We start from the raw sequence: 15,617 nt of genomic DNA, 5'->3' as shown, positions 1-15,617 counted from the left end.
CGGCTGGACGAAGCTCAGGCGATTGGCGGTGGTCGGCAAACAGCCGGGATCGTGCCATGGACGTCGCCATCTTCATTCTCGTCGTGCTCGTCTTCGTTGCGCTGTCGGGCGCGCTCGTCCGGCTGGTTCGGGTGCCGCTGCCGGTGCTGCAGATCGCCATCGGCGCGGCCCTTGCCTGGCCGGCCAAGGGCCTGCATGTCGAGATAGATCCGGAGCTTTTTCTGCTGGTGTTCATTCCGCCGCTCCTGTTCGGCGACGCCTTCGCGGCGCCCAAACGCGAACTCGTCGCCTTGCGCGGACCCATACTCGATCTCGCCGTCGGGCTCGTCTTCTTCACCATTGTCGGCTTCGGCTATGCCTTGCATTGGCTGGTGCCGAGCATTCCGCTCGTCGTCGCATTCGCGCTGGCTGCCGTGCTGTCGCCGACCGACGCCGTGGCGGTGTCCGCGATCGTCGACAGGAATGTGGTTCCGTCCCGGCTGATGCACATATTGGAGGGCGAGTCGCTGCTCAACGACGCGTCGGGCCTGGTCATGTTCCGCTTTGCGGTGGCGGCGGCATTGACCGGCAGCTTCTCCTTCGCGGGAGCCTCGCTCAGCTTCCTCTACGCCGTCGCCGCCGGCATCCTGGCCGGTGTCGCGGCGCTGTTTATCGCCGCCAAGGCGCTGCAGCTGCTCAACCGCATCGGCGGCGTGCCAGCGGAGGCGCAGGTTCTCGTCATGATCCTGCTGCCTTTCGTCGCCTATCTCGGCGCCGAGCATGTCGGTGCTTCGGGCATCCTGGCGGCGGTCACTGCCGGCCTGTTGACCGGGGCTTCCGGCATGTACCGCTTCCTCGGTGTGTCGGCGCGCATGCAGACCCTGTCGCTTTGGGCGACGCTCACCTTCGTCTTCAATGGCGCTCTGTTCATCCTGCTCGGCCTGCAGCTTCCCGACATCATCCGCAAGGTCCCACCGGAACTGTCCAGCCGTCATTGGCTGATCGAGCCGGTGGCGACGGTGCTGATCCTGACGCTCTGCCTGATCGGACTGCGCTTCCTGTGGATCTGGGTCGGCGACATCGCCCAGGCGATCGCGGCGCGCATCGGCAAACGCGAGGCCGAGCCGTTCGGATTTCGCGTCCGGCTTGCCGGCTCCGTGGCCGGCGTGCGCGGCGCCATCACATTGGCGGGCATCCTGTCATTGCCGCTCGCTTTGCAGGACGGCTCTCCCTTTCCGGCACGCGATGTGGTGATCTTCCTTGCCGCCGGCGTCATCATCTGCTCGCTTCTGATCGCCAGCCTTGCCTTGCCCAGGGTCGCGCGGGGGCTGGTCGAGCCGGGCCAGGATCCGGCGGCGGCTGAAGAGCGCCGTGCGCGCGTCGGCGCCGCCAATGCGGCGATCGCCAGGATCGAGAGCATCGCCAATGAGGCGGGCGAGGGCGAAGCGGTCCAGGCTCGGCTGGCCGTCGCCGACAGCATCGTGGCAGGTTACCGTAGACGCATCGCGGCTTCGGACGAAGCCGACGAGGCCCGCGCCGAGGCTCGCGAGGCCGGCAGGCTGGAACTGGAACTCAGGGTGGCCGGCATCGAAGCCGAGCGCTCCGCGCTGCGCGCCATGTTCCGCAGCCAGGAGATCAACGATCACACGATGCGCGCGCTGTTTTCTGAAATCACCTTGACCGAGGCCTTGTTGAAGCAGCGGCGGGACAGGAAATAGCGATCCGCCGCGATCCGTTGGCGCAAACCGGCCAGCAAATTTCGCGCTGCAAACGTGGCGAGCCCAAAACAACTGTGTTAATGGCCCGGCGAACGCAATGCATGTCGCCCAAGGCCGTTGAGTGGTTCGGGACGACGGCGTGCACGAATTTGCCCTTCCAACCCTAGGGGAACTCAGGCCATGGCAACAGCAGCGGCGGCGTCCAACAAATTCGAATCCTTCTTCGAAACCACTTTGGAAGATGCCGATCCGGAGATCTTCGGCGCCATCCGCAACGAGCTCGGTCGCCAGCGCCACGAGATCGAACTGATCGCCTCCGAAAACATCGTCTCGCGCGCCGTGCTCGAGGCGCAGGGGTCGATCATGACCAACAAATATGCCGAGGGCTATCCGGGCAAGCGCTACTATGGCGGCTGCCAGTTCGTCGACGTGGCCGAGGAACTGGCCATCGAGCGTGCGAAAAAACTGTTCGGTTGTAACTTCGCCAACGTCCAGCCGAATTCCGGCAGCCAGATGAACCAGGCGGTGTTCCTGGCGCTGCTGCAGCCCGGCGACACTTTCATGGGCCTCGACCTCAATTCCGGCGGACATCTCACCCATGGCTCGCCGGTCAACATGAGCGGCAAGTGGTTCAAGGTCGTCTCCTATGGCGTGCGCAAGGACGACCATCTGCTTGACATGGACGCCATCGAAAAGACCGCGCACGATACCAAGCCGAAGCTAATCCTGGCCGGCGGCACAGCCTATTCGCGCATCTGGGACTGGAAGCGTTTTCGCGAGATCGCCGACGCCGTCGGCGCCTATCTGATGGTCGACATGGCGCACATTGCCGGCCTCGTTGCCGGCGGTGTGCATCCCTCGCCCCTGCCGCACGCCCATGTGGTGACGACCACCACGCACAAATCGCTGCGCGGCCCGCGCGGCGGCATGATCCTGTGCAATGACGAGGATATCGCCAAGAAGATGAACTCGGCGGTGTTCCCCGGCCTGCAGGGCGGACCGCTGATGCATGTCATCGCCGCCAAGGCGGTAGCCTTCGGCGAAGCGTTGAAGCCGAGCTTCAAGGTCTATGCCGAAAGCGTGGCCGCCAACGCCAAGGCGCTTGCCTCCAGCCTCAAGGAAACGGGCCTCGACATCGTCTCCGGCGGCACCGACAACCACCTGATGCTGGTTGATCTCAGGCCCAAGAACGCCACCGGCAAGCGCGCCGAGGCGGCCCTTGGCCGCGCCAACATCACCTGCAACAAGAACGGCATCCCCTTCGATCCGGAGAAGCCCTTCGTTACCTCTGGCGTGCGGCTCGGCACGCCCGCCGGCACCACGCGCGGCTTCGGCCAGGCCGAGTTCCGCGAGATTGGCAAGCTGATCGCCGAGGTGCTGGATGGGCTCAAGGTCGCCAATTCCGACGAAGGCAATGCCGCGGTCGAGGCGGCGGTCAAGTCCAAGGTCGTCGCATTGACCGATCGATTCCCCCTCTATCCCTATCTCGGTTGATCGCTTATCTCGGTTGACCGGGCGCGAAGCGTCATCTTTTATCCACCGGCATCGCGTCACCCCTGATCGGGTGACGCATCGAACCGGAGAATTGATGATGCGCAATTTCTGTCTTGCTTCTCTCGGCGCCTTCGGTTGGCTGGCCGCCTGCGGCCCCGTTTTGGCGCAGACGCAGCCCGCCGCGGACATGCCTGCCACCAGCACTTTCGGCCGGTGGACGACAATGGTCGATACGCTCGACACCGGCCAGGACGCGCACAAGACCTGCGCGGCTTCCACAGCCTTCTTCGATGCGAGTGGCAATTCGGGCACGCTGACATTGTCGATCTCGACCGGCGACGCGCTGCCGCCCGATGCTTATCCGGCAATCTTGATTACCATCGACAACAAGAGCCTGCTAACCGGCAAGAAGATCGCGGCGACTTTCGGCGATCCCGGCGTCAAGGTTTCGACGACTGTCTATTCCAATGACGCCGTCAACGGCCGTCCGAGCTGGACGATCGACAACCAGGCCAAGGCCAGTCTTGCGCTGCTGCGGGCCATGCGCCAGGTTACCTCGCTCGATGTGGCTTTCGGCAAGCAGGCTGTCGCCAGCATTCCGATGGACGGTTTTACAAAGGCCTATCGCAATCTCGGCGCGTCTTGTGGCTTTCCAACTAAGGACGTGGCGCCATAGCGGGCTGGCCGGCGCAACTGCTTGCCGTGCTGGCAATCTTCCTCGCGCCTCGCTATCTCTGAGGTACGGCAGGCCGTGGAAAAGCGGAACTGCTTCAATCCGCACCGGAAAGGTTCTAAGCCTTTCACCCCGCCAGATTCGCGAACCCAAGGCTCTCCATGCGCTGTCCCTATTGCCAGTCCGAAGATACGCAGGTGAAGGATTCGCGCCCCGCCGAGGATGGCGCGGCGATCCGCCGGCGGCGTGTCTGCCCCGATTGCGGCGGCCGTTTCACGACGTTCGAGCGCGTGCAGTTGCGCGACCTCGTCGTGGTCAAGAAGTCGGGACGAAAAGTGCCGTTCGACCGCGACAAGCTGTTGCGCTCGGTCGAGATCGCGGTGCGCAAGCGCAATGTCGATCCCGAGCGCATCGATCGCGCGGTGACCGGGATCGTGCGCCAACTGGAAAGCTCCGGCGAAACGGAAGTGGCCTCGGGGGAGGTCGGCCGGCTGGTCATGGATGCGTTGAAATCGCTCGACGATGTCGCCTATGTGCGCTTCGCCTCGGTCTATCGCAATTTCCGTGAGGCCAAGGATTTCCACGAGCTGCTCGGCGAGCTGAAGGGGGACGAAGAAAAGAGCGAAGAGGACGCCGGCTGAGCATGGCAGCACCGCAACGCAGCGAGGCCGAACAAGCGGCCCTTGACCGCCGTTTGATGGCCGCGGCCTTGCGGCTGTCGCGCAAGAACGCCGGACGCACCTCGACCAACCCTTCCGTCGGCACGCTGATCGTGCGCGATGATGGGACCGGGCCGATGATCGTCGGAACCGGCGTCACCGCCGTCGGCGGCCGGCCGCACGCCGAGACCGAGGCGCTTGCCGAGGCCGGCGAACTCGCGCGTGGCGCAACCGCCTATGTCACGCTCGAGCCTTGCGCCCATCACGGCCGCACACCGCCTTGTGCCAACGCGCTGGTCAATGCCGGCATTGCGCGTGTCGTGGGTGCCGCCAGTGATCCCGATCCGCGGGTCTCCGGCAAGGGTTACGCCATCCTGCGCGAGGCCGGTGTCGAAGTGGTCGAAAAGGTCCTCGCCACGGAAGCTGCCGAACAGATGGCGGGCTATTTGATTCGCTCTCTGAGAAAGCGCCCGGAAGTAATTCTGAAGCTTGCGCTTTCCAGCGACGGCAAGATCGGCAGGGAAGGCGCCGGCCAGGTCGCGATAACAGGGGACATGGCGCGCCGCGAAGTCTACCTGATGCGCGCCGAGGCGGACGCCATCCTGGTCGGCATCGGCACGGCGCTGGAAGATGATCCGGCACTGACGGTGCGTTTGCCCGGACTGGAGAACCGGTCGCCGGCACGCATCGTGCTCGACCGCCAGATCAGGCTGCCGGAGGGCTCGAAGCTGGTGTCGGGCGTCGATCGCGTACCTCTTTATGTGGCGGCTTGCCTGGAGGCAGATCCGCAGCGCCGGGCCGTGCTCGAGCGCGCCGGCGTGCGCTTCATCGGTACGGAGACGCACGAGGGCGGCGTCGCATTGCCGGAGCTGCTCGAGGATTTGGCGGCGCTTGGCATGGCAAGCGTGCTGGTCGAGGGCGGCGCCAAGGTGGCGAGCGCCTTCCTGGCCGACGGGCTGGTCGACCGCATCGTGCTGTTCCAGGGACCGGAAGCGATCGGCCAAGACGGCATTGCATCGCCTGTCGACGCTGACCATATTCCGGCGGGTTTTCGCAAGCTGCGCGAGATGCGGTTCGGCGAAGACGGTTACGCCGAATGGATCAGGGATTTTCAGGGATAGCGATCGATGTTTACCGGGATTGTCACCGATATCGGCACCGTGGCCGCCACCAAGCCGCTGCGGGAAGGGGTGGGACTGCGCATCGACACCGCCTATGATCCCGAGACCATCGCCATCGGCGCCTCGATTTCCTGCGGTGGCGTCTGCCTGACGGTCACCGCTTTGCCCGACAGCGGCTCGAACGCGCGCTGGTTCGAGGTCGAGGCCTGGGAGGAGGCGCTCAGGCTGACGACGGCGGCGGGTTGGAAATCGGGCACCAGAATCAATCTGGAGCGGGCGCTGAAGATCGGCGACGAGCTTGGCGGCCACATCGTTTCGGGCCATGTCGACGGTACCGCCGAGATCGTTGAACGCAGGGACGAGGGCGATGCGGTGCGCTTCACACTCGAAGCGCCGCGCGATCTGGCGAAATTCATCGCGCCGAAAGGCTCCGTGGCGCTGGATGGCACCTCGCTCACTGTCAACAGCGTGGCGGGCACCCGCTTCGACGTGCTGTTGATCCATCATTCGCTGACCGTCACCACCTGGGGCGAGCGCAAGGCAGGCGACCGCGTCAATCTCGAGATCGATACCATGGCCCGCTACGCCGCCCGGCTGGCGGAGGCGGCGAAAGAGGGGCTTTGATCGCCTGCGGGACAGTCCGACCCACGGCAAGCTGATACGCGTCGGGCAATCTTCCGCTTGCGATCAAACCGGCTTCGGCCTAAGTCACCGGCGACTCCGGAGACATCTATGGCTGGCACATCCCAACACGGCAAGGCGTTCATTCGTCCCAAGAAGAAGGCTCACCTCCTCGTCATCGAGGCGCGCTTTCACGACGACCTCGCCGACGCACTGCTCGATGGCGCGACAAGCGCGCTCGACGAAGCGGGCGCGACTTACGACGTCGTCACCGTTCCCGGTTCGCTTGAAATTCCCGCGGTGATCACCTTCGCGCTCGACGGCATGGCCGAAGGCGGGACGGGCTATGACGGTTTTGTCGCCCTCGGCACGATTATTCGTGGCGATACCTATCATTTCGACATCGTCGCCAATGAATCCAGCCGTGCGCTCATGGACCTGTCCGTGCAGGACTCGGTCTGCATCGGCAACGGTATCCTGACCACCGAGAACGATGTGCAGGCGTGGACGCGGGCCAAGCGCTCCGAAGGCGACAAGGGCGGCTTTGCCGCGCGCGCGGCGCTGACCATGATCGCGTTGAAGGAACAACTGGGAGCGCAATCGTGAGCGAACCCGCTTCGCCCGGACAGCCTGCGGTGCGCCACGCCAACAAGCGCGGCGCTGCCCGTCTGGCCGCCGTGCAGGCGCTCTATCAGATGGATGTCGCCGGCAGCGGCGTGTTCGAGATCACCGCCGAGTACGAGGCGTTCCGTCTCGGCAAGGAAGTCGACGGCGCGCTCTATCGCGAGGCGGACGCGCAGTGGTTTCGCGCCATCCTGACCGGCGTCGTCGAGAACCAGAAGACCATCGATCCGATCATCCGCCAGGCGCTGACCGACGACTGGCCGCTGTCGCGCCTCGATTCGACGCTGCGTGCCATCCTTCGCGCGGGCGTCTACGAACTGATGAAGCGCGAGGACGTTCCTGTCGCGGTCATCGTCACCGAATATGTCGACATCGCCAAGGCCTTCTACGAAGAAGACGAGCCGAAGCTGGTCAATGCCGTGCTCGACCGCGTGTCACGCCGGGTGCGTGGCGAGGGACGCGGCAAGGACGCTTCGTGACCGCCATCGCCGTCGAGGCGGGCAAGGAGGCGCGGCGCACCGCGCTGATCCTCGCTGCCTCGCAGGCGATCATCGGCTCGGCGGCTCCCATCGCCATTTCCATGGGCGCGCTGGCCGGGCAATATCTGCTCGGCGCCGACAAATCCCTGGCGACCGCGCCGATCACCGGCTTCAATCTCGGTGTGGCGCTAGGCGCCTTGCCCGCGGCCGCCATTATCCGCTGGCTGGGGCAGCGTGGCGGTTTCATGACCGGAACCGTGGTCACCGCGCTCGGCGGGCTGGTCGCCACCCTGGCTCTATTCCACGGCAGCTTTTGGCTGTTCGCGTTCGCGTTGCTCGTCATCGGTGTCGGCGGCGCCTTCGTCCAGCAGTTCCGTTTTGCCGCGGCCGACAACGCGCCGCCGGCGTTCAAGGCCCGCGCCATCTCCTTCGTGCTCGCCGGTGGCATCATCACCGCCATCGTCGGGCCGCAGATCGTCATCTTCACGCGCGAATTATTCGCACCAGTCATGTTTGCCGGTTCCTTCGCCTCGATCCTGCCGCTGGCGGCTGTCGGCGCCGTCATCCTGTCGTTCCTTCGTTTGCCGTCGAGGACCGCGAGCAAGGTGGACGTTGCCGACGGCGATGCCCGACCCCTTTCCGAAATCGTCACCAAGCCGCGTTTCGTCGCGGCGCTCTTCTGCGCCGTCGGCAGCTACGCGCTGATGAGTTTCGTCATGACCGGCGCGCCGCTCGCCATGGTGGGCTGCGGCCTGTCGGAGGACGATGCGACGCTGGGCATCTCCTGGCACGTCATGGCGATGTTCGGGCCAAGCTTCTTCACCGGCTCGCTGATCCATCGTTTCGGCGCCGAGCGCATTGTCGCCCTCGGCCTGCTGTTGCTGATCGGCTGTGCCGTCGTTGCCTTGTCGGGCCTGGCGCTGTGGCAGTTCTGGACGGCGCTGATCCTGCTCGGCCTCGGCTGGAATTTCAGCTTCATCGGCGCCACCGCCATGGTGGCGGCCAGCTACCACCCTTCCGAAAAGGGCAAGGTGCAGGGCTTCCACGACTTCGTCCTGTTCGGCTCCGTCGCCTGTGCGTCGCTGATGTCGGGCATGGTCTACAACGCCTGGGGCTGGACGATGCTCAACTGGATGATCTTTCCGGTCGCCGCACTTTGCTTCGTGGCACTCGGCGCGCTGAAGATCACAAGCTTGCGGCCGGCTTGACGCGAATTCGAAAGCTATGCGTCCGGCGGCAGAACCTGAAGCACCCGCGCTATGAACATATGGAACTCAGCCATGTAATTGCGCAGGAAATCCTCAGTGGATTCAACCGTCACCTCGCCGTCATCCGTGATCAGTCCCGGCGTGAACTGGATATAGGCTTCGGGCGCGTTCATCTGCGGTGAGTTGCAGAAACTCAGCACGCTGCGCAGGCTTTGTTGGGCGACAGCGGTCGCGATCGCGCCCGGCGATGTTCCGATGACGGCCGACGGTTTGCGCGCGAATGAATTCTTGCCGTAGGGGCGGCTGGCCCAGTCGATCGCGTTCTTCAGTCCGCCGGGGATCGAGCGATTATACTCCGGGGTGACGAACAGCACGGCCTGGACGGAGGCGATCGCCTTTTTGAAAGCCTGGGCGGCCGGCGGGAAATTGGCGTCGTAGTCGTAACTGTAGAGAGGCAGATCCTTGAAGCCGATTTCCGTCATTTCGAGCTCGGGAGGGGCAAGTTGAACAAGCGCCTTCGCGAGCTTGCGGTTGATGGATGCCTGGGCAAGGCTGCCGATGAGATAACCGACCTTGTGTATGGCCATGACACGCTCTCCGTGTTTGCCGCCACCCTCGTGGCATTATTCACCCGATAGCGGCCAATCGCCAGCCCGCTGTTGCCGCCAAGCCCAAATCGGCGCGTCCGGAACAAAAATATTGCGCTGGTCCCCCTTCTTATGAAACCGTGTGCCCCGACTGGCCGTTGAAGCCATGCTCATATGCGGCCACCGCATTCCGGTTTACAGCAAGGGGTTTCACAATGTTTTCAGTCAAGGTTCTGGCCAGCGCGGCGATGGCGCTCGCCATCACGGCGGCTTCCGCGAGCGCTCAGGTCGTCGTCTCCTCGAAGATTGACACCGAGGGTGGCGTGCTCGGCAACATTATCCAGCTCGTCCTCAACGCCAACAACATCAAGACCACGGACCGCATCCAGCTCGGCGGCACGCCCGTGGTGCGCAAGGCGATCACCGCCGGTGAGATCGACATCTATCCCGAATACACCGGCAACGCCGCCTTCTTCTTCGAGAAGGCCGATGATCCCGTGTGGAAGGATGCCGCCAAGGCCTATGAGACGGCCAAGAAGCTTGACTACGACGCCAACAAGATCGTCTGGCTGTCACCGGCACCGGCCAACAACACCTGGGCGATCGCCCTGCGCAAGGAAGTGACGGACGAGAACAAGCTCGTCACGCTGTCGGACTTCGGCAAATATGTCGCCGGCGGCGGCAAGGTGGTCCTGGCGGCCTCCGCCGAGTTCGTCAATTCGGCGGCAGCCCTTCCGGCCTTCCAGACTACCTACGGCTTCACGTTGAAGCCGGACCAGCTGATCACCCTCTCTGGTGGCGATACGGCGGCAACCATCGCGGCCGCCGCCAACCAGACCAGCGGCGCCAATGCTGCCATGGTCTACGGCACCGACGGGGGCATCGCGCCATCGGGCCTCGTGGTGCTGACTGACGACAAGGGCGTGCAGCCGGTCTATCAGCCGGCGCCGATCATCCGCGAATCCGTGCTGAAGGAGCATCCCGAGATCGAAACGCTGCTGAAGCCGGTCTTCGCCAAGCTCGATCTCGTCACGCTGCAGGAGCTGAACGGCCGCGTGCAGGTCGGCGGCGAGCCGGTCAAGGGCGTCGCCGAGGACTTTTTGAAGAAGAACGGGTTTTTGAAATAGCGACGCGTCGATAGCGACGTCAGGGCGAGGCGCCTTATGACCCCGCGTTTCGATAAGCTCGGCGTGGTCATCGCTGCACTCGCTGCTTACGCCGCGTTTCTCGCGCCGTTCGCCACCTTCCGCGCGAACCGCATCGTTCCCGGCCAGGCACGCTCTATCGTCGAGGCACTGCCGCAGGCGATAGGGCCGTTGCTGCTCGCAATCATTGTCGCGGCGGCAATCATCGCGCTCCTCAAAACGCCGCTCGTCTTGCGCCTTGCGGCGAGCGTCGTGACGCTTGTCGCGCTGGCGCTGCTCATCGGCGTCGCCGGCACATTCCTCACTCCAGCCGGCAATACCTTTGCTCGGGTCTCGCCGGCATCCGGCTTCTGGATTCTCATCTTCGCCTTCACGCTGTTGCTCGCCGACGTGCTGACCCGGCTCAACCTGTCGCCCTCGGCGCGCGTCGGCGTGCTTGTCGTTGCGGCGCTGGCCATCGGCTTGCTGCTGATTTCGGGACGCTGGGACAGCCTCTCGATCCTCAAGGAATACTCCAACCGCGCCGACAGCTTCTGGGCCGAAGGCTCCAAGCATGTGACCCTTGCTCTCGGCTCGTTGCTTGCCGCCGTGATCGTCGGCCTGCCGCTCGGCATCCTGTGCCACCGTGTCGAGAGCCTGCGGGCCGGCGTCCTCAACGTCTTGAACATCATCCAGACCATTCCCTCGATCGCGCTGTTCGGGCTGCTGATCGCGCCGCTTGGCTGGGTCGCGGCCCACGTTCCGGGGGCCGCCGCGCTCGGTATCAGGGGCATCGGCACGGCGCCCGCCTTCGTCGCCCTGTTCCTCTATTCGCTGCTGCCGGTGGTGGCCAACACCGTGGTCGGCCTTGCCGGCGTGCCGCGTGCCGCCAATGACGCGGCGCGGGGCATGGGCATGACGGACCGCCAGCGCCTGTTCGGTGTGGAGTTTCCGCTGGCCTTTCCGGTGATCCTCACCGGCATCCGCATTGTGCTGGTGCAGAATATAGGCCTTGCCACCATCGCCGCGCTGATCGGCGGCGGCGGTTTCGGCGTGTTCGTCTTCCAGGGTGTCGGCCAGACGGCGATGGATTTGGTGCTGCTTGGCGCAGTGCCGACCGTGGCACTCGCCTTTGCCGCCGCCATCATCCTCGACGCCGTGATCGAAATGACCGCCACCAAGCGCAGGGTTGAAACGGCATGATCGAAATCGAAGGCATCACCAAGCGCTATGACGCGACCACTGTCGTCGACGACGTCTCGATGGTCGTCGAGCCGCGTACGGTCTGCGTCATTGTCGGCACCTCGGGGTCCGGCAAGACGACGCTGCTGCGCATGATCAACCGGCTGGTCGAACCGACCGCCGGCGTCATCAAGCTCGATGGTGCCGACAACCGATCGGTGCCGGGGTACGAACTGCGCCGCAGCATCGGCTACGCTATCCAGGGCCACGGCCTGTTTCCGCATCGCACGGTGGCGCAGAACATCGCTACCGTGCCGGTGCTGCTTGGCTGGGACAACGCACGCATCAAGTCCCGCGTCGACGAGCTGATGACGCTCTACCAACTCAACCCCCAGGAATTTGGGCCGCGCTACCCGCATGAACTGTCCGGCGGCCAGCAGCAGCGCGTCGGCGTTGCCCGCGCGCTCGCCGCCGAACCCAACGTGCTGTTGATGGACGAGCCGTTCGGCGCACTCGACCCGATCATCCGTACCAAGGCGCAAGAAGATCTGCTGGCAATCCAGAAGCGCTTCGGCACCACCATCATCCTCGTCACTCATGACATGGAGGAGGCCGTGCACATGGGGGACAAGATCGCGGTGATGGATGCCGGCAAGCTCGTGCAATATGCAAGGCCGGCGGAGATCCTGGCGAACCCGGCCAGCAGCTTTGTCGAAACCCTGGTCGGAGCCAGCGAAAAACCATTCAGGCTACTGTCGCTGGGGCGGGTACGCGATGCGGTGGAGCAGGGCGGTGCCGAAGGCGAGGCGATCCCCGGTGACGCCAGCCAGCGTGACGCGCTCGCGGAACTTCTCTGGTCCGGCAGGCCGGCGCTGCCGGTGAAGGGTGCCGACGGCCAGCCGATCGGCCGCGTCACCGTGGACGGACTGGTCAAGCGCGCGGCGAGGCCGGCATGAAGGCTTGGCTGCCGCTGCTGCTCAGGCTTGCGCTGGTGGTGTTGCTTGTTGCCTTCATCACCAGTCCGGGGTGGTTCGAGCCGTTGCTGAAGCCGCTGACCGAAAACAACGCTCCTGTAATCTACAACCAGGGCAGCCTGCTGACGCTGACGCTGCTGCATCTGCGCACCGTGTTGATCGCGACCGTCGCGGCCACCATCGTCGCGGTGGCGCTCGCCATCCTCGTCACCCGGCCGGCTGGCGTCGAATTTCTGCCGTTGTCGCGCAGCCTGGTCAACATCGGCCAGACCTTTCCGCCCGTGGCGGTGCTGGCGCTCGCCGTGCCGGCAGTCGGCTTCGGGGAGAAGCCGACGCTGATCGCGCTGTTTCTCTATGGACTGCTGCCTATCTTCGAGAACGCACTGACCGGGTTGACGACGCTGCCGGCTAACGTCGTCGAGGCGGCGCGTGGCGCCGGCATGACCGGCTGGCAAAGGCTCACCAAGGTCGAGTTGCCGCTCAGTGCACCGATCATCCTTGGCGGCATAAGGCTCTCCGTGGTGATCAGCCTGGCCACGGCCACCATCGGCTCGACGGTGGCCGCCAAGACGCTCGGTGAGGTGATCATCGCCGGCCTGCTATCCAACAATCTCGCCTTCATCCTGCAGGGCGGCCTGATCGTGGCGGCCCTTGCCGTGCTGATCTATGACGGACTGTCGGCGGTAGAGCGCTACACGGCGCGCCGGATGGGCCGCGAAGCGGAATGATCCTCGGGCAGACCGGCGGTCTTGCCCCGGATGGTTCCCTGGCGTGATTTCAATCGATCTAAATCGAAAGCCCTTTCGGCTCTGCCGTCGCGGTTTTTGTCTTTTGGGCGAAAGCCGGGCAAAAACCGAACAATATCTTGACGTTCGCGGCCCTGTTTCGCATACACCGATGCGAAGAGGTGGATTCCGCGCGCGGAATCCGGTCTTTGTCTCAACGGCCCAGGGAGGGGTTCTTTTGGGCCAACAATCGAGGAAAATTCGGCAATGACCATTATTTCCGCCGTCATCGCCTGCGGCCTGCTTTCAATCCTATACGCCATCTGGGCGACACGTTCGGTCCTCGCGGCCGATCAGGGCAATGCACGCATGCAGGAAATCTCCGCCGCCATCCGCGAAGGCGCCCAGGCCTATCTGGCGCGCCAATACACCACCATCGCCATCGTCGGCGTGGTCGTGCTCGTGCTCGCCTGGTGGCTGCTGTCAATCACCGCCGCCATCGGCTTCCTGATCGGCGCCGTTCTGTCGGGTGCCGCCGGCTTCATCGGCATGCATGTTTCGGTGCGGGCCAATGTACGCACCGCGCAAGCGGCTTCCAACAGCCTCGCCGCCGGCCTCGACATCGCTTTCAAGTCGGGCGCCATCACCGGCATGCTGGTGGCTGGCCTCGCTCTGCTGGGCGTTTCCATCTATTATCTTATCCTGACTCATTTCATGGGTCTTCAGCCCAACGATCGTATCGTCATCGACTCGTTGGTCTCGCTCGGCTTCGGCGCCTCGCTGATCTCGATCTTCGCCCGTCTCGGCGGCGGCATCTTCACCAAGGGCGCCGATGTCGGCGGCGATCTGGTCGGCAAGGTCGAAGCCGGTATTCCGGAGGATGATCCGCGCAACCCGGCCACCATCGCCGACAATGTCGGCGACAATGTCGGCGACTGCGCCGGCATGGCCGCCGACCTGTTCGAAACCTATGCGGTGACGGTTGTCGCCACCATGGTTCTGGCCGCCATTTTCTTCGGTGGCACCGCTGTCCTCGGTGCGGCGATGCTGTATCCGCTCGCCATCTGCGGCGCCTGCATCCTGACCTCGATCGTCGGCACCTTCTTCGTCAAGCTCGGCTCCAACGGCTCGATCATGGGCGCGCTATACAAGGGCCTGATCGTGACCGGTCTGCTGTCGATCGTCGGCCTCGGCGTCGCCACCTCGGCCACGCTCGGCTGGGGCGAGGTCGGCACCGTCGCCGGCATGACGATCACCGGCAAGAACCTGTTCATCTGTGGCCTGATCGGCCTCGTGGTGACCGGGTTGATCGTGGTGATCACCGAGTACTACACCGGCACCAACAAGCGCCCGGTCAACTCCATCGCCCAGGCGTCGGTGACCGGCCACGGCACCAACGTCATCCAGGGCCTCGCGGTCTCGCTGGAATCGACGGCACTGCCGGCAATCGTCATCGTCGGCGGCATCATCGCCACCTACCAGCTCGGCGGCTTGTTCGGCACGGCGATCGCCGTCACCACCATGCTCGGCCTCGCCGGCATGATCGTGGCGCTCGACGCCTTCGGTCCGGTCACCGACAATGCCGGCGGCATTGCCGAAATGGCGGGCCTTCCCAAGGAAGTGCGCCACTCCACCGATGCGCTCGACGCCGTCGGCAACACCACCAAGGCGGTGACCAAGGGCTACGCCATCGGTTCGGCCGGCCTCGGCGCGCTGGTGCTGTTCGCAGCCTACTCGAACGACCTGAAGTTCTTTGCCGCCAATGGCGACAAATATCCCTACTTCCAGGGCATGGGCGAAATCTCCTTCGATCTCTCCAACCCTTACGTCGTCGCCGGCCTGATCTTCGGTGGCCTGATCCCGTATCTGTTCGGCGGCATCGCCATGACGGCGGTCGGCCGCGCGGCGGGCGCCATCGTCGAGGAGGTGCGCAAGCAGTTCCGCGAGGATCCGGGCATCATGGCCGGCACCTCGAAGCCGAACTATGCGCGCGCGGTCGATCTCCTGACCAAGGCGGCGATCCGGGAGATGATCATCCCGTCGCTGCTGCCTGTGCTGGCGCCGCTCGTCGTCTATTTCGGCGTGCTGCTGATCTCGGGCTCGAAGGCGTCCGCCTTCGCAGCGCTCGGCGCCTCGCTGCTCGGAGTCATCGTCAATGGCCTGTTTGTCGCCATCTCGATGACCTCGGGCGGCGGCGCCTGGGACAACGCCAAGAAGTCATTCGAGGACGGGTTCACCGACAAGGACGGCGTCAAGCACCTCAAGGGCTCCGAGGCACACAAGGCTTCGGTGACCGGCGACACCGTCGGTGATCCCTACAAGGACACCGCCGGCCCGGCGGTCAACCCGGCGATCAAGATCACCAACATCGTAGCGCTCCTGTTGCTGGCCGTGCTCGCGCACGGCTGAGCGGGAGCGGTTGAATAACCCGCGGGGAGCGATCCCCGCG

General features: G+C 64.6%; 15 protein-coding genes. 14 read left to right on the top strand and 1 reads right to left on the bottom strand.

The window, feature by feature from the left end:
- Positions 1-56: 56 nt before the first annotated feature.
- From FJ950_RS12955 to FJ950_RS12915, 9 genes are all read left to right on the top strand, one after another.
- The gene (locus FJ950_RS12955) at positions 57-1,697 is read left to right on the top strand and encodes a Na+/H+ antiporter (RefSeq protein WP_140617060.1); all 1,641 of its coding nucleotides are present in this window, start codon (positions 57-59) and stop codon (positions 1,695-1,697) included.
- 180 nt (positions 1,698-1,877) lie between these two features.
- Positions 1,878-3,191: a serine hydroxymethyltransferase gene (gene glyA / locus FJ950_RS12950; protein WP_140617059.1), complete on the top strand. Its 1,314-nt coding sequence runs from the start codon at positions 1,878-1,880 to the stop codon at positions 3,189-3,191.
- 94 nt (positions 3,192-3,285) lie between these two features.
- Positions 3,286-3,867: a hypothetical protein gene (locus FJ950_RS12945; protein ID WP_246677731.1), complete on the top strand. Its 582-nt coding sequence runs from the start codon at positions 3,286-3,288 to the stop codon at positions 3,865-3,867.
- 158 nt (positions 3,868-4,025) lie between these two features.
- Complete coding sequence (gene nrdR / locus FJ950_RS12940) at positions 4,026-4,505, top strand: transcriptional regulator NrdR (protein ID WP_015318247.1); 480 nt, start codon at positions 4,026-4,028, stop codon at positions 4,503-4,505.
- 2 nt (positions 4,506-4,507) lie between these two features.
- Positions 4,508-5,644, top strand: coding sequence for a bifunctional diaminohydroxyphosphoribosylaminopyrimidine deaminase/5-amino-6-(5-phosphoribosylamino)uracil reductase RibD (gene ribD, locus FJ950_RS12935; protein ID WP_140617057.1), 1,137 nt, complete (start codon positions 4,508-4,510; stop codon positions 5,642-5,644).
- A 6-nt stretch (positions 5,645-5,650) separates the two neighbouring features.
- Entirely contained in the window at positions 5,651-6,268 is a 618-nt protein-coding gene (locus tag FJ950_RS12930) for a riboflavin synthase (RefSeq protein ID WP_140617056.1), read from the top strand.
- Positions 6,269-6,376: 108 nt separating this feature from the next.
- Positions 6,377-6,871, top strand: a complete 495-nt coding sequence (gene ribH, locus FJ950_RS12925; RefSeq protein ID WP_140617055.1) for a 6,7-dimethyl-8-ribityllumazine synthase — start codon at positions 6,377-6,379, stop codon at positions 6,869-6,871.
- Entirely contained in the window at positions 6,868-7,368 is a 501-nt protein-coding gene (gene nusB, locus FJ950_RS12920; RefSeq protein WP_015318243.1) for a transcription antitermination factor NusB, read from the top strand. Before ribH ends, nusB begins: the two co-directional genes overlap by 4 nt.
- The gene (locus FJ950_RS12915) at positions 7,365-8,576 is read left to right on the top strand and encodes an MFS transporter (RefSeq protein WP_140617054.1); all 1,212 of its coding nucleotides are present in this window, start codon (positions 7,365-7,367) and stop codon (positions 8,574-8,576) included. The genes nusB and FJ950_RS12915 overlap by 4 nt, the downstream gene beginning before the upstream one ends.
- A 14-nt stretch (positions 8,577-8,590) precedes the next feature.
- Here FJ950_RS12915 and FJ950_RS12910 read toward each other — a convergent pair whose 3' ends face one another.
- On the bottom strand, positions 8,591-9,163 hold the full coding sequence (locus FJ950_RS12910) for an NADPH-dependent FMN reductase (protein WP_023773263.1): 573 nt from the start codon (positions 9,161-9,163) through the stop codon (positions 8,591-8,593).
- A gap of 248 nt (positions 9,164-9,411) precedes the next feature.
- On the opposite strand from FJ950_RS12910, the gene FJ950_RS12905 reads away from it, so the two are divergent.
- From FJ950_RS12905 to FJ950_RS12885, 5 genes are all read left to right on the top strand, one after another.
- Positions 9,412-10,290: an ABC transporter substrate-binding protein gene (locus tag FJ950_RS12905; RefSeq protein ID WP_224691512.1), complete on the top strand. Its 879-nt coding sequence runs from the start codon at positions 9,412-9,414 to the stop codon at positions 10,288-10,290.
- A gap of 36 nt (positions 10,291-10,326) precedes the next feature.
- A complete protein-coding gene (locus tag FJ950_RS12900; RefSeq protein WP_140617052.1) occupies positions 10,327-11,490 on the top strand; it encodes an ABC transporter permease in 1,164 nt (387 codons plus the stop codon).
- Positions 11,487-12,425 (top strand): ABC transporter ATP-binding protein, encoded by a 939-nt coding sequence (locus FJ950_RS12895; protein ID WP_140617051.1) that lies wholly within the window; start codon positions 11,487-11,489, stop codon positions 12,423-12,425. The genes FJ950_RS12900 and FJ950_RS12895 overlap by 4 nt, the downstream gene beginning before the upstream one ends.
- A complete protein-coding gene (locus FJ950_RS12890) occupies positions 12,422-13,171 on the top strand; it encodes an ABC transporter permease (RefSeq protein ID WP_015318237.1) in 750 nt (249 codons plus the stop codon). Before FJ950_RS12895 ends, FJ950_RS12890 begins: the two co-directional genes overlap by 4 nt.
- 264 nt (positions 13,172-13,435) lie before the next feature.
- A complete protein-coding gene (locus FJ950_RS12885; protein ID WP_023773259.1) occupies positions 13,436-15,577 on the top strand; it encodes a sodium-translocating pyrophosphatase in 2,142 nt (713 codons plus the stop codon).
- Positions 15,578-15,617: the final 40 nt, after the last annotated feature.

It is taken from the genome of Mesorhizobium sp. B2-3-14 (assembly GCF_006442175.1).
GTDB classification, from domain to species: domain Bacteria; phylum Pseudomonadota; class Alphaproteobacteria; order Rhizobiales; family Rhizobiaceae; genus Mesorhizobium; species Mesorhizobium australicum.
Note: the sequence above shows the minus strand (reverse complement) of the source record. Positions and strands in the feature narration are given on the sequence as shown.